Origin of the sequence: Clostridium sp. Marseille-P2415, from assembly GCF_900155545.1 — a bacterium.
In the GTDB taxonomy this organism is placed as follows: domain Bacteria; phylum Bacillota; class Clostridia; order Lachnospirales; family Lachnospiraceae; genus Lacrimispora.
In genome coordinates this window covers 2,272,498-2,295,163 of sequence record NZ_LT732526.1, presented here as the reverse complement: position 1 = coordinate 2,295,163, position 22,666 = coordinate 2,272,498, and the positions used below count along the sequence as shown (strand labels likewise).

Annotated in this window: 20 protein-coding genes and 1 riboswitch; of the genes, 12 read left to right on the top strand and 8 right to left on the bottom strand. The window is 48.1% G+C overall.

Annotation, left to right across the window (positions count from 1 at the left end; translation table 11 throughout):
* Positions 1-36: 36 nt before the first annotated feature.
* From BQ9856_RS15445 to BQ9856_RS15400, 10 genes are all read left to right on the top strand, one after another.
* The gene (locus BQ9856_RS15445) at positions 37-273 is read left to right on the top strand and encodes a DUF3343 domain-containing protein (protein WP_077611831.1); all 237 of its coding nucleotides are present in this window, start codon (positions 37-39) and stop codon (positions 271-273) included.
* Between the two features lie 195 nt (positions 274-468).
* Positions 469-564, top strand: a riboswitch (purine riboswitch).
* A gap of 138 nt (positions 565-702) precedes the next feature.
* Positions 703-1,983, top strand: coding sequence for an amidohydrolase family protein (locus tag BQ9856_RS15440; RefSeq protein WP_077611830.1), 1,281 nt, complete (start codon positions 703-705; stop codon positions 1,981-1,983).
* Between the two features lie 78 nt (positions 1,984-2,061).
* The gene (locus BQ9856_RS15435; protein WP_077611829.1) at positions 2,062-3,456 is read left to right on the top strand and encodes an NCS2 family permease; all 1,395 of its coding nucleotides are present in this window, start codon (positions 2,062-2,064) and stop codon (positions 3,454-3,456) included.
* Between the two features lie 171 nt (positions 3,457-3,627).
* A complete protein-coding gene (xdhA, locus tag BQ9856_RS15430; protein ID WP_077611828.1) occupies positions 3,628-5,916 on the top strand; it encodes a xanthine dehydrogenase subunit XdhA in 2,289 nt (762 codons plus the stop codon).
* A gap of 18 nt (positions 5,917-5,934) precedes the next feature.
* Positions 5,935-6,822 carry a xanthine dehydrogenase subunit XdhB gene (gene xdhB, locus BQ9856_RS15425; protein ID WP_077611827.1) on the top strand — a complete coding sequence of 296 codons (888 nt, stop codon included), beginning with the start codon at positions 5,935-5,937 and terminating at the stop codon, positions 6,820-6,822.
* A complete protein-coding gene (xdhC, locus tag BQ9856_RS15420; RefSeq protein ID WP_077611826.1) occupies positions 6,815-7,309 on the top strand; it encodes a xanthine dehydrogenase subunit XdhC in 495 nt (164 codons plus the stop codon). The genes xdhB and xdhC overlap by 8 nt, the downstream gene beginning before the upstream one ends.
* Before the next feature lie 256 nt (positions 7,310-7,565).
* The gene (locus BQ9856_RS15415; protein ID WP_077611825.1) at positions 7,566-8,132 is read left to right on the top strand and encodes a glycerol-3-phosphate responsive antiterminator; all 567 of its coding nucleotides are present in this window, start codon (positions 7,566-7,568) and stop codon (positions 8,130-8,132) included.
* 28 nt (positions 8,133-8,160) lie between these two features.
* Positions 8,161-8,760, top strand: a complete 600-nt coding sequence (locus BQ9856_RS15410) for a hypothetical protein (RefSeq protein WP_077611824.1) — start codon at positions 8,161-8,163, stop codon at positions 8,758-8,760.
* Positions 8,761-8,796: 36 nt separating this feature from the next.
* Complete coding sequence (gene glpK, locus BQ9856_RS15405) at positions 8,797-10,293, top strand: glycerol kinase GlpK (RefSeq protein ID WP_077611823.1); 1,497 nt, start codon at positions 8,797-8,799, stop codon at positions 10,291-10,293.
* Positions 10,294-10,338: 45 nt separating this feature from the next.
* Entirely contained in the window at positions 10,339-11,049 is a 711-nt protein-coding gene (locus tag BQ9856_RS15400; RefSeq protein WP_077611822.1) for an MIP/aquaporin family protein, read from the top strand.
* A 59-nt stretch (positions 11,050-11,108) separates the two neighbouring features.
* On the opposite strand, the gene BQ9856_RS15395 is transcribed toward BQ9856_RS15400, so the two are convergent.
* Positions 11,109-11,573: a TspO/MBR family protein gene (locus BQ9856_RS15395; protein ID WP_077611821.1), complete on the bottom strand. Its 465-nt coding sequence runs from the start codon at positions 11,571-11,573 to the stop codon at positions 11,109-11,111.
* A gap of 37 nt (positions 11,574-11,610) precedes the next feature.
* On the bottom strand, positions 11,611-12,510 hold the full coding sequence (locus BQ9856_RS15390; protein ID WP_077611820.1) for an AraC family transcriptional regulator: 900 nt from the start codon (positions 12,508-12,510) through the stop codon (positions 11,611-11,613).
* 142 nt (positions 12,511-12,652) lie between these two features.
* Between BQ9856_RS15390 and BQ9856_RS15385 the strand changes: the two genes are divergently transcribed.
* Positions 12,653-14,902, top strand: coding sequence for a glycogen/starch/alpha-glucan phosphorylase (locus BQ9856_RS15385; RefSeq protein ID WP_077611819.1), 2,250 nt, complete (start codon positions 12,653-12,655; stop codon positions 14,900-14,902).
* Positions 14,903-14,955: 53 nt separating this feature from the next.
* Here the strand turns inward: BQ9856_RS15385 and BQ9856_RS15380 are convergent, their stop codons facing one another.
* The 6 genes from BQ9856_RS15380 to BQ9856_RS15355 form a co-directional block, all read right to left on the bottom strand.
* Positions 14,956-16,290 (bottom strand): uracil-xanthine permease family protein, encoded by a 1,335-nt coding sequence (locus tag BQ9856_RS15380; protein ID WP_077611818.1) that lies wholly within the window; start codon positions 16,288-16,290, stop codon positions 14,956-14,958.
* A gap of 27 nt (positions 16,291-16,317) precedes the next feature.
* The gene (arcC, locus tag BQ9856_RS15375) at positions 16,318-17,262 is read right to left on the bottom strand and encodes a carbamate kinase (protein ID WP_077611817.1); all 945 of its coding nucleotides are present in this window, start codon (positions 17,260-17,262) and stop codon (positions 16,318-16,320) included.
* Positions 17,263-17,351: 89 nt separating this feature from the next.
* The gene (ygeW, locus tag BQ9856_RS15370; protein WP_077611816.1) at positions 17,352-18,545 is read right to left on the bottom strand and encodes a knotted carbamoyltransferase YgeW; all 1,194 of its coding nucleotides are present in this window, start codon (positions 18,543-18,545) and stop codon (positions 17,352-17,354) included.
* A 133-nt stretch (positions 18,546-18,678) separates the two neighbouring features.
* The gene (locus BQ9856_RS15365; protein ID WP_077611815.1) at positions 18,679-19,989 is read right to left on the bottom strand and encodes a YgeY family selenium metabolism-linked hydrolase; all 1,311 of its coding nucleotides are present in this window, start codon (positions 19,987-19,989) and stop codon (positions 18,679-18,681) included.
* 97 nt (positions 19,990-20,086) lie between these two features.
* Positions 20,087-21,292: a diaminopropionate ammonia-lyase gene (dpaL, locus tag BQ9856_RS15360; RefSeq protein WP_077611814.1), complete on the bottom strand. Its 1,206-nt coding sequence runs from the start codon at positions 21,290-21,292 to the stop codon at positions 20,087-20,089.
* Between the two features lie 72 nt (positions 21,293-21,364).
* Complete coding sequence (locus BQ9856_RS15355) at positions 21,365-22,012, bottom strand: helix-turn-helix transcriptional regulator (protein ID WP_077611812.1); 648 nt, start codon at positions 22,010-22,012, stop codon at positions 21,365-21,367.
* Between the two features lie 328 nt (positions 22,013-22,340).
* Here BQ9856_RS15355 and BQ9856_RS15350 point away from each other — a divergent pair.
* A partial coding sequence (locus BQ9856_RS15350; RefSeq protein WP_442855536.1) for an imidazolonepropionase-like domain-containing protein occupies positions 22,341-22,666 on the top strand: 326 nt, incomplete at its 3' end.

Here is a 22,666-nt window from a genome sequence, read left to right as displayed (position 1 = left end):
AATTTAGGCGATTAATTGAAAAGCGGTTGACAGAATATGAGAAAAAAAGAATGGAAAGTCGTTATTTCCTTCCATACCACGGCAGAAGCCATTGCAATGGAGGCCGCCTGCAGGGAAGAGGAGGTTCCGGGGCGTTTGATACCGGTACCACGGCAGATTTCTTCCGGATGCGGACTCGCCTGGGCTATGCCTGTGGAGTGGGAGGGGGATATTGGGCAATGGATGAGGGAAAAGGAGCTGCACTGGGATAGTTTTGGGGAGTACCTGATTTAAAATCTGGCAGCGGGAGAAGGATGAGTGGTATTTTTTATATATAGAAAAAATCTATGGATTATTGGCCGACAATTATCGAAAAATAGTAGTAGAAGACTATTTAATTATATGAAGTGCACAAAAATAAAAATGGTATTGACAAATAGTTGTACAATATGATATAGTCAACCTGTCAGAGGTCACAAGATTTGTTAAGTATCAGTATTCAAAGAAACTTATATATGCTCATAATTGGTTGAGTGTTTCTACCAACTACCGTAATAGTTGTCTATAAGTTTCCGCGTGACGGTAAGCCCGGCTTTATTTTGCTGTGTTCTTATGGTGCACGTGTGGAGAGATAGAAGGAACGGTGGTTTTTTATTGCTCAGGGTTTTAGGAACGTTGCAATTTAACTGCCGTATTTTCTTTGTATACGGAACAGGAGGTTCTATGACCAGTGATAAAAAATTCATTTTAAAAGGGAACATATGCTACAGTGAGGATGTCCACACGTTAAAGACGGTGGAACAGGGTTTTTTAATATGCCAGAATGGAAAGTCGGCGGGGGTTTATAGGGAAATCCCGGAGCAGTTTGCGGATTATCCGCTTGAGGACTGCGGGGATATGCTCATCATTCCGGGGCTCATCGATCTTCATATTCATGCGCCGCAATTTTCATTTCGCGGTCTTGGGATGGATTTAGAGCTTTTGGACTGGCTGAATACGAATACGTTTCCAGAGGAAGCCAGGTACGGCGATCTGGAATATGCAAGGAAGGCCTACCAGATTTTTGCGGATGCCATGAAGAGAAGCGCTACCACAAGGGCCTGTATTTTTGCCACCATCCACAAACCGGCCACAGAGCTTTTAATGGATCTGATGGAGGAAACCGGTTTGAAGACCATGATCGGCAAGGTCAATATGGACCGGAATTCCCCGGAATACTTATGTGAATTAAGTGCAGAACAGTCGGTTCGGGATACGGTTAGCTGGCTGGAGGAGACGCGTTTCAAGTACGGGAATGTGAAGCCCATACTGACCCCAAGGTTCATTCCGTCCTGTACGGATGAGCTGATGGAGCGGCTGGGAGAATTGCAGAAGAAGTATGGACTTCCGGTGCAGTCCCATTTGTCGGAAAATCAGAGTGAGATTGAATGGGTAAAGGAGCTCTGTCCGGATTCCGGATTCTATGGAGATGCTTATGACCGGTTCGGCCTGTTTGGGGGAAACGGAAGGACTGTTATGGCTCATTGCGTTTCTTCGGCCGAACCGGAAATCGCGTTAATCAAAGAGCGTGGAGTTTATATTGCTCACTGTCCTCAGTCGAATACCAACTTATCCTCCGGGATCGCTCCGGTCAGGACTTATCTGGACCGGGGGATGAACGTGGGGCTTGGAACTGATGTGGCAGGAGGAAGCGGGGAGTCCATATTCCGTGCTATGGCAGATGCCATTTCCGTATCCAAACTAAGGTGGAGGCTTCAGGATGACAGCTTAAAGCCGCTTACTGCAGAAGAGGCATTCTATCTGGGAACCATTGGCGGTGGTTCGTTCTTTGGAAAGGTTGGAAGCTTTCTGGAAGGCTATGACTTTGATGCTCTGATTCTGGATGACAGCAGTCTGCGTCATCCGCAGCCGCTCACATTGCGGGAACGGCTGGAACGTTTCATATACCTGTCCGATGACAGGCACATCAGAGGGAAATATGCAGAAGGGAAAAGGATATTTTAGCTTTGTATAACAGGAGCTGCGTGGGGTAGTTCTTTATGCAGGAAGGAAAATATTTCACCGATCAAGGAGGTAGGAAGTATGGAAACAAAAAAAAGTGACGGATTTTTGGAAAGGGTATTTCACTTATCCAAGAACCACACAGATGCCAGGACCGAGATTGTAGCCGGCATTACCACGTTTATGACCATGGCATATATTCTGGCGGTCAACCCCAGCGTCTTAAGCGCAGCGGGAATGGACAGCGGAGCGGTATTTACTGCCACGGCTCTGGCATCACTGGTTGCGACTCTTTTGATGGCAGGGCTTGCCAACTATCCGTTTGTGCTTGCGCCGGGAATGGGGCTCAACGCATATTTTGCGTATACGGTAGTTCTTAATATGGGTTATACCTGGGAGATGGCTCTGGCAGCGGTATTCATAGAAGGTCTTATTTTTATCCTTCTTTCACTGACCAGTGTCCGCGAGGCGATTTTCAATGCGATCCCTATGAATTTAAAGCATGCCGTATCCGTCGGAATCGGACTGTTTATCGCATTTATCGGACTTCAGAATGCAAAGGTCGTTGTAGATGGAGCAACTCTGGTTACGGTTTATTCGTTCAAGGGCTCTTTGGCGGATGGAACGTTCCATACCGTCGGAATTACCGTTTTATTAGCGGTCATCGGCATCCTGATTACGGCGGTGTTGGTTGTTAAAAACGTTAAGGGGAATATTTTATGGGGAATTCTGGCAACCTGGGTCCTTGGGATGATCTGCCAGGCGTTCGGTTTATACCAGCCAAATCCGGAACTGGGCATGTTGAGTGTTTTCCCTGATTTTTCATCAGGATTTGGAGTTCCCAGCATGGCCCCCACCTTTTTTAAGCTGGATTTCTCCAGGATCCTTTCCCTGGATTTCCTGGTTGTGATGTTTGCGTTCCTGTTTGTCGATATGTTTGATACCCTGGGAACACTGATCGGCGTGGCTTCCAAGGCCGACATGCTGGATAAAGACGGAAAGCTTCCTCAGATCAGAGGCGCATTATTGTCCGATGCGGTCGGTACATCCGTAGGCGCAATTTTCGGTACTTCCACTACCACTACATTCGTAGAGAGTGCGGCCGGCGTTGCAGAAGGGGGGAGAACCGGTCTGACCGCAGTGGTCGCAGCCGTGTTGTTTGGATTATCCCTGTTTTTATCCCCGATTTTCTTAGCGATTCCGTCCTTTGCCACGGCTCCCGCTCTGGTGGTGGTAGGCTTTTTGATGATGACCTCTGTTACCAAGATTGATTTTTCAGATTTCACAGAGGCCATTCCAAGCTATATCGCGATTATTGCCATGCCGTTTATGTACAGCATTTCCGAAGGGATCGCCATGGGCGTGATTTCTTATGTATTTATCAACCTGGTTACCGGTAAGGCAAAAGAGAAGAAAATCAGTACGCTCATGTATGTTCTGGCGGTATTGTTTGTACTAAAATATATATTAATATAAGGAAGTTCGATTTTCACCGGTCAAAAGACAATGTCAGTGGGCTGGCGGCGACATCACTTTGATAAGCGTTATATGCTTTGAAAAAGTCTCGTCTCCGCCGGCCTTTTTCCATAAAGGAAGGGCGGGAGACTGCCGGACACTTCAAAAATAAGAATCAGGAGGTAGGATGCCATGGGAATTGGCAAAAACATGACTCGCGTTGACGCAAGTGAAAAAGTAACCGGCGGCGCTAAATACACCGCAGATCTGGAACCCCGGGGATTTCTTGTCGCAAAGGTCGTAAGAAGCACCATTGCAAATGGGGTGGTGAAGCGCTTTGACTTGGAAGATGCCTTAAAGGTGGCCGGAGTTGTAAAAATCGTGACCTGCTTTGATGTACCGGACTTGCAGTTTCCCACTGCCGGGCATCCCTGGTCCGTGGAAAAAGCCCATCAGGACATTGCGGACAGAAAGCTCCTTAATACCAGGGTGCGGACCTATGGAGATGATATTGCGGCGGTCATTGCAGAAGATGAGATCGCAGCGAACCGGGCCGCCCGTCTTGTAAAGGTGGAATATGAGGAGTATGAGCCGCTTCTTACGGCAGAGGCTGCGCTTGCTAAAGGCGCTTCGGTCCTTCACGAAGAGAGACCGGGCAATTTGATCGCACATTCCAACTTTACTGTAGGCGATATGCCTTATGAAGCTGCCATAAAAGGCGAAGATATTCTGGAGATCGACCGGGTATACGATACCCAGTGCGTGCAGCACTGCCACATAGAGACGCCCATTTCCTTTGCCTATATGGAAAAAGGGAGGATCGTTGTCACCACCTCCACCCAGATCCCCCATATCGTCCGCCGTGTCATCAGCCAGGCTTTGGGCATTCCGGTGGGAGATATCCGGGTGATCAAGCCCTATATCGGCGGAGGCTTTGGCAACAAGCAGGAGGTCCTTTATGAACCGCTTAACGCCTATCTCTGTACCCAGGCCGGAGGAAGAGGCGTGCGCATGGAGATCTCAAGAGAAGAGACCCTGGCCCATACCAGAGTCCGCCATGCCATTAAAATGCATGTAAAGGCGGCTGTGCGAAAAGACGGGACCCTGGTAGCCAGAAGGCTGGAGGCATTTTCCAACCAGGGAGGCTACGCATCCCATGGGCACTCCATTGTTGCCAATACGGTCAATGAATTTAAACAGATCTATCACGACGAAAAGACCCTGCAGTCGGATGCCTATACGGTTTATACCAACTTGTCTTCGGGCGGAGCCATGAGAGGCTATGGAATCCCCCAGGCGGCTTTTGCGTCGGAATGTATGGCCGATGATTTATCCATGGCCCTTTCTATGGACCCTCTGGAATTCCGTTTAAAAAACTGTATGCAGGAAGGGTATGTGGATCCCCACACCCATATTACCTGCCATACATATGGCCTAAAGGAATGCATTCAGAAGGGCCGGGAATTCATTCACTGGGATGAGAAAAGAAAAGAATATGAGAATCAGGCCGGACCCATCCGGAAAGGCGTGGGTATGGCTATCTTCAGCTATAAGACAGGAGTTTATCCGATTTCCCTGGAGACGGCCGCTTGCCGCATGATATTAAACCAGGATGGTTCCATGCAGCTTCAGATGGGCGCTACGGAGATCGGACAGGGCGCGGATACCGTATTCATACAGATGGCAGCGGAGGTTACTGGAATATCGGAGGATAAGGTCCATATCGTTTCCACCCAGGATACGGACATTACCCCCTTTGATACCGGCGCTTATGCTTCCAGACAAACCTATGTCAGCGGAAAAGCCGTGAAGAACTGCGGCCATCTTATGAAAGAAAGGATCCTGGAATATGTAAGCTATATGCTGGACCGGGAAACTGCTTCCATGGACATTGAAAATAACGTGGTCGTTGACAAAGAAAGCGGAGAGAAGCTTATGGATATGGCAGATCTTGCTACCAACGCCTTCTACAGCCTGGACCGTTCCGTTCATATTACGGCAGAGGCCACCAGCCATTGCAAGGAAAACACCATTGCAACCGGTGTCTGCTTTGCTGAGGTAGAGGTGGATATGCCCCTTGGCAGGGTTAAGGTGACCAACATCATCAATGTCCATGACAGCGGAATTCTCATCAATCCAAAGCTGGCAGAGGCCCAGGTGCACGGAGGAATGAGCATGGGACTTGGATACGCGCTCAGCGAGGAATTGTTATTTGATAAAAACGGCAGGCCTTTGAATGATAACCTGCTGGATTACAAGCTTCCTACGTCCATGGATACGCCGGACCTTCATGTCCGGTTTGTTGAACTGGAAGATCCCACAGGACCGTTTGGAAATAAGGCCCTTGGGGAGCCGCCGGCCATTCCTGTGGCTCCGGCTGTCCGCAATGCGGTGCTTCATGCAACGGGTGTAGCAGTAGACAGTCTGCCTCTTGATCCACAGAAGCTGGTGGAGAAGTTTAAAGAAGCAGGACTAATATAGAAGGGGTGGTGGATTCACATGTATGATATTGAAAAATTCTATCAGGCAGCAGATGTAAAAGATGCCATCCGAGCCCTGAAAGAGGACCGGTCAGCTGTCATAATCTCCGGCGGGAGCGACGTACTGATTAAAATCAGGGAAGGAAAGCTGGCAGGATGTTCTCTGGTCAGCATTCATGGCCTCCGGGAATTGGAAGGAGTGGATTTAAAGGAGGATGGAAGCATTGTCATCGGCCCGGCTGCTACATTTTCCCACATAACCAACAATAAGATCATTCAGAAATACATTCCCATCCTTGGGGAGGCCGTGGACCAGGCCGGCGGGCCTCAGCTGCGAAACATCGGTACCGTGGGAGGAAATGTCTGCAACGGCGTGACCAGTGCGGACAGCGCCCCCTCTCTTTGCTGCCTGGATGCCGTTTTAGCGGTGGAAGGACCGGAGGGGGTCAGGGAAATCCCCATCCGGGACTGGTATACGGGACCGGGAAAGACCGTAAGGCAGCACGATGAGGTATTAACGGCCATTCAGATCAAAAAGGAATCCTATGAGGGATACGGCGGCCATTATATCAAATACGGCAAGAGGAATGCCATGGAGATCGCTGCCTTAGGATGTGCGGTCACCGTGAAGCTGAGCGGGGATAAAAAGCATATTGAGGATATGCGCCTGGCTTATGGCGTTGCCGCACCGACTCCGGTCCGCTGCTTTGAAACCGAGAACCGGGTAAAAGGAATGAAGCTGGGAGCTGATCTGATCCAAACGGTAGGTGAGAACGCATTAAAAGAGGTAAATCCCCGTTCCAGCTGGAGAGCGTCTAAGGAATTCCGCCTGCAGCTGGTTGAGGAGCTTGGAAAGCGTGCCTTAAAACAGGCGGTCATCCATGCAGGAGGTGAATGGAATGCTTAAGATTGTTCAGATGATTGTCAATGATAAGAAAGTAGAAACCGCTGTTGACGAAAGGGAATCCCTGCTTGAGACGTTAAGAAACCGTCTGGGCCTTACCAGCGTAAAAAAAGGCTGTGAAGTGGGAGAATGCGGAGCCTGTACGGTGCTTGTGGATGGGGAGGCCATTGACAGCTGCATCTATTTAACGGTGTGGGCCGAAGGCCGGAGGATCATGACCGTGGAAGGCTTAAAAGGGCCGAATGGCGAGCTTGACCCGGTTCAGAAAGCATTTGTGGAGGAAGCAGCCGTTCAATGCGGATTCTGTACGCCGGGCCTGATCATGACAGCCGTGGAGATCGTGGGAACCGGAAAGCGTTATAACAGAGAGGAACTAAGAAAGATGATATCCGGACATTTATGCAGATGTACGGGGTATGAGAACATCTTAAATGCCATGGAGAGAATCGTGGAAGAGACCTACAAGGCCGTAGGAAAAGAGCAAGCATAAAAAGGCATGGAAGGCGTATGCTGCATTCCCGTGAAAAAGAACGGAAGGCAAATGGAGAAAATTCATAAATCTGAAATGTAAAAAATTGATGTTTTGTACAAATTTATGATAAAACAGTTTTTATACTTGAAATACATGGTATAATGTGATAACGTTATTTTATAAAAGTGAAGAACGACCAGAGAATTGGAGCAAGGTTAGGACAACAGAAATGTTGTTAATAGCTTTGCTCTTTTTTGTTTCAGGGAGATAGGTTATGGATCAGAAATTTTATGATGCAATGGCGGACTGTCCGATCATTGCTGCGGTGAAAAATGAGGAAGGCGTGGAGAAATGCTTAAATACGGATGTCAGGATCGTATTTATACTATTCGGAAATATATGCAGCATTAAAAATGTGACAGAACGGGTGAAAAGCGCAGGAAAGATCGCATTGGTGCACATTGATTTAATTGAGGGCTTAGGGGAACAGGACTTTGCGGCAGATTTTATTAAGGAAAACACGAAAGCGGACGGCATTATTTCTACCAGGTTAAATTTAATTAACCGGGCCAGGGAATTGGGCCTGTATACTGTATACCGGATTTTTTTAATCGATTCCAGGGCATTTCAGAGCATTGAGAGGCAAAAATATCAGATCAAGGCAGATTTTATAGAGATCTTACCGGGTATCATGCCAAAGGTGATCAGAAAAATAACAGATTTCAGTAAACAGCCGATCATTGCAGGAGGATTGATCAGTGACAAGGAGGACGTTATGGAGGCTTTGATGGCAGGAGCAATCTCGGTTTCTACCACAAAATCGGATATATGGTGTGTATAGGAGCCGGAAAAGGAGGGGGATTCGTGTTATGTGTGATACCAAAAAAAAGATAGCAGATGTTTTAAAGGAACTGATGAATGAAAAGCCTGTCCGCAAGATTACGGTTCAGGATATCATGGACCGTAAGGAAATGAGGCGGCAGAGCTTTTATTACCATTTCCGCGATATTTATGATGTGATAAACTGGATCTGCAAAAAACAATTGCTGGAAAAAATGGAGTACGCACCTGAGGAAACCTTTGAAGAATGGATGTGCAAGGTCACCCGTCTGATTAAAGAGGACCGGAGATTTTACCGCAGGGTGTTGGACAATATTGAGCGGGAGCAGCTGATCTCAGGCCTTTACGGGGTCGTGGAGCAACAGTTAAGGGAACGAAGGCTTCTGGGGAAAACAGAGAATGGAATGATCATGCGCTTTGCAACACGTTCCATCTGCCACTTCATTCTTGACAGCATTTCCCAGATGAAGGAGGCGGATGAACGGCAGGTGGCCCAGGCAGCCCGGTATATAGAGATGTTTTTGATACCGGAACATACCCGGTATTATGTGTTTCCGGAAAAAACGGCATTGGGAAATTTGAACAGAGCAGCCGGATTGTCTAAAGACAAAGAGGAGCATTTCAGATAAAATAATTATATCAAAACCAATACGGAGGGGTAAAATATGGCAAAATATGTAATGGCCCTTGATGCGGGGACCACAAGCAACCGCTGCATTCTTTTTAATGAAAAAGGTGAAATGTGCAGTGTGGCGCAAAAGGAATTCAAACAGTATTTTCCAAAACCGGGCTGGGTAGAACATGATGCAAATGAAATCTGGTCCACACAGTTAGGGGTAGCTGTGGAAGCTATGCAAAAGGTGGGGGCAGCAGCAGAAGATATTGCTGCTATCGGTATTACGAATCAGCGTGAAACTGCCATTGTCTGGGATAAAGCCACCGGTGAGCCGGTTTACCATGCAATTGTATGGCAATGCAGGAGAACGTCTGAATACTGTGATGCCTTAAAGGAAAAAGGGCTGACTGACAGCTACCGCGCCAAAACAGGTCTTGTGATCGACGCCTATTTTTCAGGAACAAAGCTAAAATGGATCCTGGACCATGTAGAAGGGGTAAGATCACGTGCAGAGCGGGGAGAACTTCTGTTTGGCACCGTAGAAACGTGGCTGATCTGGAAGCTGACAAGGGGAGCCGTTCATGTTACGGATTATTCCAATGCTTCCCGCACCATGTTATTTAATATCAACGATCTGTGCTGGGATAAGGAGATACTGGCAGAACTTGACATTCCGGAGTGCATGCTGCCGGAGGCAAAGCCCTCAAGCTGTATCTATGGAAGGACCGATTCCTCCTTCTTCGGAGGAGAGATCCCGATCGGAGGAGCGGCCGGAGACCAGCAGGCCGCATTATTCGGCCAGACCTGCTTTCATGCAGGAGAAGCGAAAAATACATATGGAACCGGCTGTTTCCTGCTGATGAATACAGGTGAAAAACCGGTGTTTTCCCAAAATGGACTGGTGACTACCATTGCCTGGGGACTGGATGGAAAAGTGAATTATGCCCTGGAAGGTTCCATTTTTGTTGCGGGAGCGGCAATTCAGTGGCTGCGTGACGAATTAAGGCTCATTGACAGTGCGCCGGATTCGGAATATATGGCAAAAAAGGTAAAGGATACCAATGGATGCTATGTGGTGCCTGCTTTTACTGGGCTGGGAGCACCCCACTGGGACCAGTATGCGAGAGGAACCATTGTGGGGATTACCCGAGGCGTGAACAAATATCACTTGATCCGTGCCACTCTGGAATCTCTGGCATATCAGGCCAATGACGTTTTACAGGCCATGCGCGCTGACTCCGGAATCGAACTGAGTTCACTTAAGGTGGACGGCGGCGCCAGTGCCAATGATTTCCTGATGCAGACACAGGCAGATATTATCAATGCACCGGTAAAGCGGCCGGTATGCGTGGAGACAACTGCTATGGGGGCCGCTTACTTAGCAGGTCTGGCGGCCGGGTATTGGGCAAGTAAGGAAGACGTCGTAAAAAACTGGGCCATTGACACGATCTTTCATCCCTCTATCCAGGAAGAAGAGAGGGCGGCAAAAATAAAAGGCTGGAATAAGGCGGTAAGATATTCCTACGATTGGGCGAAGGAAGACTAAAACGGCTCCGCTTGAGCGAGGAAAAATCAGAAGGGGGAAGCAAGGATGTTACCGTACATAGCAGAATTTATAGGAACTTTTATTTTAATACTTTTAGGCGACGGTGTGGTGGCTAATGCAACATTAACTAAATCAGGTATGAAGGGGGCAGGGCCTGTTCAGATCACACTTGCCTGGGGGCTTGCGGTTATGCTTCCGGCATTTATATTCGGAAGGGCCTCCGGTGCACACTTTAATCCGGCCTTGACATTGGCTCTTGCCGTGGATGGAAGCATGGCCTGGAGCATGGTGCCCGGATATGTGGCCGCACAGTTTGCCGGCGCATTTACAGGAGCAGTCCTGGTATACGTATTATTCAAGAACCAGTTTGATGCGACGGAAGATCAGGGAACAAAGCTTGGCGTTTTCTGTACCTCACCGTCAATACCGGACCTGGGCCGTAATATTCTCAGTGAAGCTGTCGGAACATTTGTACTTGTATTTGCGATTAAAGGACTGGGCCAGGTGGAAGGCCTTGTTCCAGGGGCGGATAAATTACTGGTTATGGGGATTATCGTATCCATTGGCATGTCTTTGGGTGGATTAACAGGGTATGCGATCAATCCGGCGCGTGATCTGGGGCCCCGTCTGGCACATTCCATTTTGCCTGTAAAAGACAAGGGGAGTTCAAACTGGGGATATGCCATTGTCCCTTTGACCGGACCTGTCATCGGAGCGGTCGCAGCAGTTTTGCTCTATGGGGTGATTCCCTGGTAGACCGGTAAAAGGACAGAAAGGGAAAGCGGTATGGCACATCATATGCCATACCGCTGATCTTAATTGAGGAAAACAACTGCCAGATTTAAGTATCCGGTAAACGTTACCCATAACAGGTAAGGAATCTGCAGGAGTGCCGCCATCGGATTGACGGACCAGAAGGAGACGATCATTTTGTAAATATAATACCAAAGAAAAAGAAGAATGATAAATGCCAGCAGATAATGGTGCAGACGAAAGAAAACAAGAATCCGGATAAAATTTAAGAACAGCTGGAAGCCATATAACCGGAGGGCTTCTTTTTTTCTGTGAGGCGGTGAATCAGCAATCATATAGGAGCTGTTTCCCATAAGGATAAAAAGGAAGGCCCAAATAATGGGAAACAGCCAGCCGGGGGGAGACTGTGAGGCCAGGTTTAAGGTTTTATACAAAGCCATACCGCTCATTGATAAGAATCCGGCCAAAATCCCGACAGCCAGGGGAAGTGCAATAAAAGCGAGCCGTTTTTTCCTGTCTCCATGCATATGGGTTCTCCTGTCTCAGTATTTCATAATATCTTATTCACCGGCAGGGCGGAATATCCATATGCCTCCGGAATTCCCTGGGAGTCATCCCGAACTTTTCCTTGAAGATCCGGTTGAAGTAAGATAAGTTGTTAAATCCGGTATCCCCTGCAATGGTCAGGATGGAATCATCGGAGGAGAGAAGCAGCCGGGAGGCCATGGTCAGCCGGTAATCATTTAAATAAGCGGTAAAGGGCATGCCCATGGTCTGCTTGAAGAATTTCATGAAATGGGACTGGCTCATTCCGCAGGCTACGGACATTTCTTTTATGGAAAGGGATTCGCTGTAATGCTGTTCCATGTATTTTAAGATCTGTCTGGTCCTTTCCAGGATTTTTGGCGGACGGGAAGGCGCGGATGCAGGAAAAGCTGCCTGATTTTCCCAAAGCAGGAAAAAAAGTTCAAACAATTTCCCTTTGATCAGCAGCTCGTATGCCTCCGGAAATAACTGCCGGACCTGATCGATATGATCCAGGCAGGAAGCGATCCCGCCATAATATGGCAGGCCTGGCCGGATCAGCACAGGAAGGTTCCTCTGGTTCCGGCTGATGGGGGAAAGATAGTTTTCCCAACAGATATCCGGCTGGCGGGAGCCAAGGAGATTCAGATGGAAAATAATATTTTCGTATTCCATGGATTCCTGTTTCCACTGCTCAATGGTATGAAGCTTGCCGGGACAGACAATGACAATATCTCCTGCATGAACCTCATAGGGAACAAAATCCACCGATACCAGCCCGGTCCCTTTCTTGATATAAATGAATTCCATCTCATCGTGCCAGTGGAGCGGTACCTTGTTAAAATCCAGCGGAATGGTACAGGGATAAGTCAGGTAAGGAAAGCCGGAAGGGTCCTGCTCCCGTTTTTCCTGATAGTTTTCGTATTCAATAATATTCATAAAACACCCTTTTTCAAAAAAAATCTCATTATAATGATAGTATTGTACCATAATATTCCGGAATGCTGCAAGATAAACAGCATTTAGGATACTATAATACAGACAGAAAGTAAAATCAGGCAGTAGAAAAGGAGCGGTTCGTATGAATCTTGAAGAGCGGATTTTTGAAAAAAGCGGTAAAAAAATAGACAGGTGTTCCAATGAGGAGCTATATTCCGCATTGTTAAAGCTGGTGCAGGAAGAGGCGGCGAAGCGTCAGAGCAGGGAAGGAAAGAAAAAGGTTTATTATATTTCGGCGGAATTCCTCATCGGAAAGCTGCTTTCCAATAATCTGATTAACCTTGGAATGTACGAAGAGGTGCGGAGGGTTCTGGCAGAAAACGGCCGGGATCTCTGTGAAATTGAGGAAATGGAGCCGGAACCTTCCCTGGGAAACGGCGGCCTTGGGCGCCTTGCCGCATGCTTTCTGGATTCCATGGCGACCCTTGGCCTAAACGGAGACGGTATTGGGTTAAATTATCACTTTGGCTTATTTAAGCAGACATTTGAGGACCGGCTTCAGACGGAGATTCCCAATCCCTGGATCGAAGAAATGAGCTGGCTTACCAGGACAGAAGTCAGCTATCCTGTAACCTTTGGAGGGCTGACGGTTCATTCCAGGCTGTATGACATAGCGGTAACCGGATATGGCAGCCGTACCAATAAGCTCCACTTATTTGATCTGGAAACCATTGATGAAGGGATGGTAAAAGACGGGATTTCCTTTGACAAAGAGGAGATAAGTAAGAATTTAACCCTGTTCCTTTATCCGGATGACAGCGATGAGGCAGGCCGGAAGCTTCGCATTTACCAGCAGTATTTCATGGTCAGCAATGCTGCCCGGTATATTCTTGATGAATGTACCGGAAAGGGCTGCATTCTTCATGACCTGCCGGATTATGCGGTAATCCAGATCAATGATACCCATCCGTCCATGATCATTCCGGAGCTGATCCGTCTTTTGATTCTGCGGGGGATTTCCTTTGATGAGGCAGTTGAGATCGTAAAAAATACCTGTGCTTATACCAATCATACCATTCTTGCGGAAGCATTGGAAAAGTGGCCCATGGAATACTTGGAGGAAGCCGTATCGCAGCTGGTGCCTGTCATTGAAAAACTGGACGAACGGGTCCGTAAAGCTTATGGCGATGCTGATCTTGACATCATTGATGAGAAAAGTCTGGTGCATATGGCTCATATGGATATTCACTATGGATTCAGCGTCAATGGGGTGGCATACCTTCATACGGAGATATTAAAAAAGAGCGAGCTGAAGAAATTCTACGGTATTTACCCGGAAAAATTCGGGAATAAGACCAATGGCATTACCTTCCGGCGGTGGCTTCTGCATTGCAATCATCCGTTATCAGAGCTGATCCGTTCAAAAATCGGGGACGGTTTTAAGACGGATGCCATGGAACTTGAGAAGCTTGCCGCATTTGATGATGAGGCTACCCTGAAAGCCATATTGAATATCAAAGCACAAAATAAGATTGCTTTAAAGGATTATCTTATGTCAACACAGGGCATTGAGATCAACGAAAATTCGATTTACGACATTCAGGTCAAACGGCTTCATGAGTACAAGCGGCAGCAGATGAACGCTCTTTATCTGATACACAAGTACCTGGAAATAAAAAAGGGTCACGTACCTTCCACGCCGGTCACAGTGATTTTCGGCGCAAAAGCGGCCCCTGCTTATGTGATTGCAAAGGACATCATTCACCTGATTCTGTGCCTCCAGGACCTGATCAATCATGACCCGCAGGTGAGCCCCTATCTAAGAGTCGTGATGGTGGAAAACTATAATGTGTCAAAGGCCGAAAAGCTGATCCCTGCCTGTGACATTTCCCAGCAGATTTCCCTGGCGTCCAAGGAGGCCAGCGGGACCGGAAATATGAAATTCATGCTAAACGGTGCGGTGACCCTTGGAACCATGGATGGAGCCAATGTGGAGATCGCGGAACTGGTGGGGCCGGATAATATTTATATCTTCGGGGAATCCAGTGAGACGGTCATGGGACATTATGCAAAAGCGGACTATGTATCAAGGGATTATTATGAAAAGGATGAGGATATCAGGGAAGCCCTGGATTTTATGGTGGGAGCGGAAATGACGGCCATTGGGCACAGGGAAAGCTTAAAACGGCTTTATGATGAGATCCGGAACAAAGACTGGTTCATGACCTTACTGGATTATAAGGCTTATGCGGCTGCCAGGGAAAGAATTTATAAGGATTATGAGAACCGTATGGGATGGGCGAAGAAGATGCTGGTCAATATCAGCAGGGCCGGGTATTTCTCTTCCGACCGCACCGTGTTCGAATATAACCGGGATATCTGGAAGGTTTAGAAAAAAAGGCTGTGAAAAAGCTGAGGGAAGTTTTACCGGCCCTCAGCTTTTTCTTATTTATTCTTTTTGCTTTCTTTCGGAAGAATGATATTTAAGAAGATTGCCACAATGGTTGCCACAACCACCGGAGAACGTCCGAAGATGGTAACAACCCAGGCCGGGAAAGACTGAAGGGCAGCAGTTGCCTGGGAAATTCCCATGCCAAGAGCAGCGGCAAGACCTACAATGGAAGAATTCCGATAGTTCATCTCTTCTGATGTTACCAGCTTCATCCCGGTCATGGCGATGGAGGCAAATACCGATACAGTGGCACCGCCCAGAACGCATTGGGGAATGGTGGTAAGCAGAGCGGAGAACTTGGGGATGAAACCGGCAGCCAGCAAAAAGACTGCGGTCAGCCCCATAACACAGCGGTTAACGACCTTAGTCGTGGTTACGATCCCCACGTTCTGGCTGTAGGTCGCGGTCGGAAGGCCTCCCAGCATGGCACCTAAAATATTGGTGATGCCGTAGCCCATGATGCCTCCCTGAAGCTCCTTATCGGTTGGTTCCCGGTCAATGGAACCGCTGGTGGTTGCCGTAAAGTCTCCGATTGCCTGAACAGAGTTAATTGCGAATAAGAGGCCGATGGCAATGCAGGATGACGGTTCAAATACAATGCCGAAGTGAAACGGCCGGGGGATCTGGAAAATGGCGGCAGTTCCGATATTGGCGAAGTCTACCATGCCGAAGAACAGTGCGATGATATAACCGACAATAATTCCGATCAAAATGGAAGCCAGTTTGAAAATGCCTTTTCCGAAATGATTTAAAATGGTTACAACGGCCAGAGTGATGAACGCCACGGTCCAGTTCTGCCAGGAACCATAGGCAGGATTGGAAGCTCCTCCTGCCATATAGTTAATGGCTGTAGGGTAGAGGGAGAGTCCAATGGTGAATACAACCGTTCCTGTTATGAGCGGCGGGAAAAATTTGCGGATGCGCATGACACAGATGCCTACAAGAAACGCTATGACGCCGCCTGCGATCTGAGCGCCTAATATAGCCGGTATTCCATAATCCGCGGCAATGGCCTGCATGCTGGGAACATAGGCAAAGCTGATGCCCAGGATGACGGGAAGAGCAGAGCCAATGCGGAACCCGTCCTTTTTGCCCAGGGGGAAAAGCTGAAGCAGGGTGGATAATGCGGACACGACCAGAGCGGCCTGGATCAGGATGACCCGGTCCGCTGCTTCCAGACCGACGATATTTGCAACGATAATAGGGGGAGTGACACAGCCCACGATCATGGCTACCAGGTGCTGGACCGCCAGCGGAAATGTCTGTGAAAATTTTGGGATGCCGTTGAGTTCAAAAATAGAAGCGTATTGTTTCTTTGACTGTCTCATTGTAAAAGTTCCTCCTTTAGGAAAGGTTTACTGATGAATGTGAGTTCCGGTATTTCCCAGGATTCCCTCTTTTGCTTTTTCCAGCAAAGTGATGAGCGCGCGCCGCCCCTTCTTGGAATCTGCGAATTTCACGGCAGCCTGGACCTTCGGCAGCATGGAGCCAGGAGCAAAATGTCCGTCTTCCATGTACTTGCGGGCTTCGTCTGTTGTAATATCGTCCAACCATTTCTCTTCCGGTTTACCGAAGTTTATTGCTGCTTTTTCGACTGCTGTGAGGATGATTAAGAAATCCGCATCCAGTTCCTCAGCAAGCAGTTCACTTGCAAAATCTTTATCAATGACTGCGCTGGCACCCTTTAAATGGTTCCCCTTAAGGGTGACCGGGATGCCGCCGCCGCCGCAGGCGATGACTAATTGTCCGGATTCCACCAGGGAACGGATCGCGCCGATCTCAATGATCTCTGCGGGCTTTGGGGAGGCCACCACACGGCGGTAACCCCGTCCTGCGTCTTCTTTTGTCACATATCCATATTTGAAAGCTGCTTCCTTAGCCTGCTCCTCAGTCATGAAGTGGCCGATGGGTTTGGAAGGTTTTTTAAAAGCGGGATCATTTTCATCCACGCGGATTTGGGTGATCATGGTGGTTACCGGAATATTTATCAGCCCTCTGTTTACCAGTTCTTCTCTCAGAGCATTTTGCAGATCATAGCCGATGTAAGCCTGGCTCATGGCTACGCAGACGGAGAGAGGTGTGTTTGGCTGGTTCGGATCTTCCCGGCTCAAAGCGCTCATGGCATTGTTGATCATGCCGACCTGGGGGCCGTTGCCGTGAACTACCACAACCTCGCAGCCCTCTTCGATCAAATCAACAATTGCTTTCGATGTGATCTTAACTGCGGTCATCTGCTCTGGTAAAGTGTTGCCCAAAGCATTGCCGCCTAATGCAATAACGATTCTTTTTTTCTTATCCATTTGTGTTAACCCCTCAATGATGAAACAGTTTTGTTATAAGTACACCTGTATCCGCCCAGCTGGCTGCAGGTGCGCCCCCTGGCATAGAATTATTTAAAAATTCTTGGTGTCTTTCTGGCTTCCAGCTTCTTTAAGATCTCCTGCGGTTTCTCAAATTTGCTTAAGAAGATCATGGCAGCGATCACATAAGGCTTGTAGCTGGCTTCTTTGTATAGCGGATTACGGTAGCGGTCGAATACGGAAGCTTCTACTTCACCGTCTGCGCAGCTTACATCGTTGATGTCAGCCGGCAGGCAGTGCAGATAAAGCGCTTTGCCGTCTTTGGTCGCCTTCATTAATTCTTCGGTACAGCACCAGTCCTTGTGCTGTGCGTTCTGAGCCAGCAATTCCTTTTCGAGCGCCCGGATGCCCTCCGTATCGCCTTCGCCGTAAAGATCGGTTCTCTTTTCCATGGCTGCGAATGGTGCCCAGCTCTTTGGATATACGATATCAGCGTCTTTGAATGCATCTGCCATATCGTTGGATACGCGGAAGGAACCGCCGGATTTTTCCGCATTCTTCTTTGCTGCTTCGATCACTTCCGGCATAACCTCATAACCTTCCGGATGAGCTAAAACAACTTCCATGCCCATACGTGTCATTAAGCCGATCACGCCCTGAGGAACGGATAATGGCTTTCCGTAGGAAGGAGAGTAAGCCCATGTCATAGCCAGCTTTTTGCCCTTTAAGTTTCCGAGGCCGCCGAACTCATGGATGATGTGCAGCATATCGGCCATGCTCTGGGTTGGATGGTCGATGTCGCACTGTAAGTTCACCAGGGTTGGTTTCTGCTCCAAAATGCCGTCTTTGTGGCCCTGAGTGACAGCATCTGCAACTTCGTGCATGTAAGCATTGCCCTTGCCGATGTACATATCATCCCGGATGCCGATCACATCTGCCATGAAGGAAATCATGTTGGCTGTTTCCCGTACGGTCTCGCCGTGAGCTACCTGGGATTTGCCTTCGTCTAAATCCTGGACTTCCAGGCCAAGTAAGTTGCAGGCAGAAGCAAAGGAGAAACGGGTGCGGGTGGAATTATCCCGGAATAAGGAGATTCCAAGGCCGCTTTCAAATACTTTTGTGGAGATGTTGTTTTCTCTCATGAAACGGAGAGCGTCAGCGACGGTCCAGACAGCTTCCAGCTCATCGTCTGTCTTCTCCCAGGTTAAGAAGAAATCATTTTCATACATTTCCTTGAAGTTTAAGGAATTCAATTTGTCGATATAATCCTGTAAGGTTTTCATGTTGTGGTAAGCCTCCTGATTTTCTTTGTGTTATGTTGATATCTATCCTTCGTGCCGTCTGCCGGGCATTAATCCGGGGAAGGAATGAGGGGCGGACAGCAAAAATGATTGTTAGGGGTGGCGGATATTATATTTATTTGCAGTAAGCGGCAGGAAGTGCGGCGTATACGGCTGCGCAGGTCACCAGATCCTGTTTCCATGTCTTCTCGTTTGGAGCATGGGCCTGAGCCTCTGCGCCGGGTCCGAAGCCGATGCATGGAATTCCGTTACGTCCCATGATGGAAACGCCGTTGGTGGAGAAGGTCCACTTGTCGGTAAGAGGGCGGGTGGTCCTCATCTTAAGTGTATCCTCTGCGCCGATCCTTGCATCGCCGTATAGATTTTTATAGGCTTCTTCCAATGCCCTGGTAACGGCATGATCTTCCGGAATGACCCAGGTCGGGAAGTAGCATTCGATCGGATAAGTAAGTCCTTTGTAGGAAGGACGGGAATATTCATACATGGAAACAGTCACGTCATCCCCGTATTTTTTCACGTTCGGAAGGTTACGGATCTCTTCCAGGCAGCTTTCCCATGTCTCGCCTGCTGTCATGCGGCGGTCTAAGGATACGGCGCAGGAGTCGGCGACTGCACAGCGGCTTGGTGAGGTAAAGAAAATCTCAGATACCGTAACGGTACCGCGGCCTAAGAAGTTGGCCTCCTTCCATTCCGGATTGTATTTTTCATCAAGCATTTTCACAAGGCCTTTTATTTCCTTGTCACCGGCTGTGTCATTCTCATTGAGAGCGCGCACATCCTGAAGGATGTCAGCCATCTTGTAAATAGCATTGTCGCCGCGCTCCGGTGCAGAGCCGTGGCAGGAGATGCCTTTCACGTCGATGCGGATCTCCATACGGCCTCTCTGCCCGCGGTAGATGCCGCCGTCGGTCGGTTCGGTGGAAACAACGAATTCCGGGCGGACCTTATCTTCCTTGATGATGTACTGCCAACAGAGTCCGTCACAGTCCTCTTCCTGAACGGTACCGGTAACAAGTACGGTATATTTGTCATTTAAAAGGCCTAAATCCTTTATGATTTTTGCTCCGTAAACGGCTGATACGATGCCGCCGCACTGATCGGATACGCCGCGGCCGCCGATTTCCGTATCATTCTCATAGCCTTCGTATGGATCAAAGTTCCAGTTGCTCTTATTTCCGATCCCTACGGTGTCGATGTGGGCGTCAAAGCCGATTAAGGTCCTGCCGGTTCCCATGTAGCCTAAAACGTTGCCCATTGGGTCGATCTCCACTTTGTCGAACTGAAGCTTTCTCATTTCTTCCGCAATGCGGTCGATGTGGGCTTTTTCGTCACAGCTTTCGCCCGGGAACTTAACGATGTCCCGTAAAAACCTTGTCATGTCAGCTTCATAGTTTTTTGCTGCTTCTTTGATTTTGCTGTAATCCATGTTTCTATCCTCCGGTTTATCATTTATTTTTTATGAAGTTCAATTGGCCTTTGGCTCATCGAACGGCTAATGTTTGTCTTCACTAAGAAAATTTTGCCTATCGTTCTTTTCCTTCCCAGACAATGGCTTTGTAACGGTCCGGGTCGGTATCGCCCTCTGTAGAGAAGAGGAGAACTTTTGAATCCTCATGAAGTCCCAGATGCTCCCTTAACTCCCTGTATTCGTCAAGCTTCATGATACAGGCCAGAACCCCGAACGGAGCGGCGCCTGATTCACCGGAAGTGACCGGTGTATCCCCCTTCACAGGCGCTGCAAGCATTCTCATGCCCAGGGCAGCCGCCCAGTCAGGAGCGGAGACAAAAGCATCCGCGTGGTTCTTTAAGATATCCCAGGAAATGGTGTTTGGCTCGCCGCAGGCAAGGCCGGCCATAATGGTCTGCATATCGCCGTCCACGATGCGGATTTTCCCGTCGCCGGCTTTGGCTCCCTTATAGAGGCAGGCAGCAACATCGGCTTCCACGACCACCACCTTAGGCGGATTTTCCGGGTAGCGGTTAGCGAAGTAACCCTGGACGGCTCCGGCAAGGGAACCGACGCCTGCCTGAATGAATACATGAGTTGGTCTGTCACAGCCGTATTCTTCCAGCTGTTCATCTGCCTCCATTGCCATGGTTCCGTAGCCCTGCATGATCCAGGCAGGAATCTCTTCGTAACCATCCCAGGCGGTATCCTGCACGACCACGCCGTTCTTTGTTTTGGAAGCAGCATCGGCCGCCATGCGGACGCATTCGTCATAGTTGACTTCTTCAATGGTAACATCTGCGCCTTCGGCCCTGATGTTATGAAAACGGGTCATGGTAGAACCCTTGGGCATGTAGACGACTGCCTTCTGGCCTAATTTGCCCGCAGCCCATGCAACGCCGCGTCCGTGGTTGCCGTCGGTAGCCGTAAAGAAGGTGGCCTGGCCGAATTCTTCTCTTAAAGCGTCAGAAGTGAGGACGCTGTAAGGAAGCTCTGATACATCCCTGCCGATCTGTTTTGCGATATACTTTGCGATCGCAAAGGAACCGCCCAGCACCTTAAAGGCATTTAAGCCGAACCGGTAAGATTCGTCTTTCACATAAACCTGGCCAAGGCCCAGATGATCTGCCATGTGATCCAGTTTTGCAAGGGGAGTCCTGCTGTACTGCGGGAAGCTTTCGTGAAAGCTTCTCGCTTTCCTGATTTCATCCAGGGCCATGACCGGCAAGTTCTTATCATCGGTCTTTGGCATGGTGTTTACAACCCATTCAATTGGTTTCATAATTACGCATTCTCCTTTTTTAATTTTAATTAGGAAGTCCGATTAGACCTCCGCCTGCCTTCATGAAGGAAATCATGCCTTTTCTTTATTCGCATCCATATAGCTGTACAGAGTGAATTTGGATATGCCGAAATAATTGGATACCTTGTCGCCTGATTTGGTGATCAGGAACGCTCCGGCATCGTTTAAATACTGGATCGCAGTGACTTTGTCGTCTTTGCTCATGAGAGCAACCGGCTTTCCGACCAAAGCCACAGACTGTTCGATCAGCGTATCAAGCAGATCGTTAACATTATGGGTGATTTTCTTTGGCTGTTTATCCCCGCCCGCTGTTTCTGCGGTAGTGAGAAGGGACTTTAATGCGTTATCAATGGTAAGCAGTCCTGTGATGTCGTAGTTAAGTGCCAGAATGTAGTCAACGGTATTATCCTTTCCTCTTATATACATGGTGCTGGATTTTAAAATCCTTCCGTCATCGGTCCTTGTCAGATAGGAAAGACGGTCTTTTAAAAGGTCCGGGTTCTTCTTTAATGTTTCCAGAACGATTTCAGAGGGGCCGTCCCCCAGCTTCCGGTTGCTTACCTGGCCATTTTCGATAAAGACGATGGAACTCTCGATATCTTCTTTTCTCAAATCATGGATCACTACCTCACAATTGTTTCCGAAATGAGCAGCGACTCCTTGCGCAATCTGTATCAGTAATTCAAGCTTTGAATCCATGTGGTACTTTCCCCCTTGTCTGAACTTCTTATATTCCCATCATAGCATAAAAAATTTAAATTTCAAGAGTTTTTCTAAAAATTTTTTAGGCTCACTAATTTTTTTTGTATTTTTTGCTTGCATTTCTTTATATGAAATGATACACTGTACCTATCAAGAGATTTATGGTGTAATCTGTATAAAAAAACGTGGAATAAGAGAGTAAGTATAAGCAGATTGCAAAAATAAAGTGCAGGCATGGGGGAAGGGTTTCTGTGCGGTTTGTATACTGAAAAATTTTAAGAATTTACTTAATAATATTAGAAAATCAAAAAAAGGAGATAAAAACATGCTGATTATCGGGAATGGAAGAATGATTACAAGAGACCCTCAGAATCCGTTTTTTGAGAACGGAGCAGTTGCAATAGAAGAGGGGACGATCCGTAAGGCAGGGACCACAGAAGAGATAAAAAAGGCATATCCGGATGCAGAATATATTGATGCCAGAGGCGGGGTCATCATGCCGGCCTTTATCAATGCCCATGAACACATTTACAGCGCTTTTGCCAGAGGTTTAAGCATCAATGGTTATGACCCTCACGGTTTTCTGGAAATCTTAGACGGTATGTGGTGGACCATAGACCGGAACCTCACACTGGAGGAGACCCGGTTGAG

Excerpts from the sequence above, each read along its gene's own strand:
- BQ9856_RS15445 (WP_077611831.1), top strand. The coding sequence starts at position 37 with ATGAGAAAAAAAGAATGGAAAGTCGTTATTTCCTTCCATACCACGGCA.
- BQ9856_RS15440 (WP_077611830.1), top strand. The coding sequence starts at position 703 with ATGACCAGTGATAAAAAATTCATTTTAAAAGGGAACATATGCTACAGT.
- BQ9856_RS15435 (WP_077611829.1), top strand. The coding sequence starts at position 2,062 with ATGGAAACAAAAAAAAGTGACGGATTTTTGGAAAGGGTATTTCACTTA.
- xdhA (WP_077611828.1), top strand. The coding sequence starts at position 3,628 with ATGGGAATTGGCAAAAACATGACTCGCGTTGACGCAAGTGAAAAAGTA.
- xdhB (WP_077611827.1), top strand. The coding sequence starts at position 5,935 with ATGTATGATATTGAAAAATTCTATCAGGCAGCAGATGTAAAAGATGCC.
- xdhC (WP_077611826.1), top strand. The coding sequence starts at position 6,815 with ATGCTTAAGATTGTTCAGATGATTGTCAATGATAAGAAAGTAGAAACC.
- BQ9856_RS15415 (WP_077611825.1), top strand. The coding sequence starts at position 7,566 with ATGGATCAGAAATTTTATGATGCAATGGCGGACTGTCCGATCATTGCT.
- BQ9856_RS15410 (WP_077611824.1), top strand. The coding sequence starts at position 8,161 with ATGTGTGATACCAAAAAAAAGATAGCAGATGTTTTAAAGGAACTGATG.
- glpK (WP_077611823.1), top strand. The coding sequence starts at position 8,797 with ATGGCAAAATATGTAATGGCCCTTGATGCGGGGACCACAAGCAACCGC.
- BQ9856_RS15400 (WP_077611822.1), top strand. The coding sequence starts at position 10,339 with ATGTTACCGTACATAGCAGAATTTATAGGAACTTTTATTTTAATACTT.
- BQ9856_RS15395 (WP_077611821.1), bottom strand. The coding sequence starts at position 11,573 with ATGCATGGAGACAGGAAAAAACGGCTCGCTTTTATTGCACTTCCCCTG.
- BQ9856_RS15390 (WP_077611820.1), bottom strand. The coding sequence starts at position 12,510 with ATGAATATTATTGAATACGAAAACTATCAGGAAAAACGGGAGCAGGAC.
- BQ9856_RS15385 (WP_077611819.1), top strand. The coding sequence starts at position 12,653 with ATGAATCTTGAAGAGCGGATTTTTGAAAAAAGCGGTAAAAAAATAGAC.
- BQ9856_RS15380 (WP_077611818.1), bottom strand. The coding sequence starts at position 16,290 with ATGAGACAGTCAAAGAAACAATACGCTTCTATTTTTGAACTCAACGGC.
- arcC (WP_077611817.1), bottom strand. The coding sequence starts at position 17,262 with ATGGATAAGAAAAAAAGAATCGTTATTGCATTAGGCGGCAATGCTTTG.
- ygeW (WP_077611816.1), bottom strand. The coding sequence starts at position 18,545 with ATGAAAACCTTACAGGATTATATCGACAAATTGAATTCCTTAAACTTC.
- BQ9856_RS15365 (WP_077611815.1), bottom strand. The coding sequence starts at position 19,989 with ATGGATTACAGCAAAATCAAAGAAGCAGCAAAAAACTATGAAGCTGAC.
- dpaL (WP_077611814.1), bottom strand. The coding sequence starts at position 21,292 with ATGAAACCAATTGAATGGGTTGTAAACACCATGCCAAAGACCGATGAT.
- BQ9856_RS15355 (WP_077611812.1), bottom strand. The coding sequence starts at position 22,012 with ATGGATTCAAAGCTTGAATTACTGATACAGATTGCGCAAGGAGTCGCT.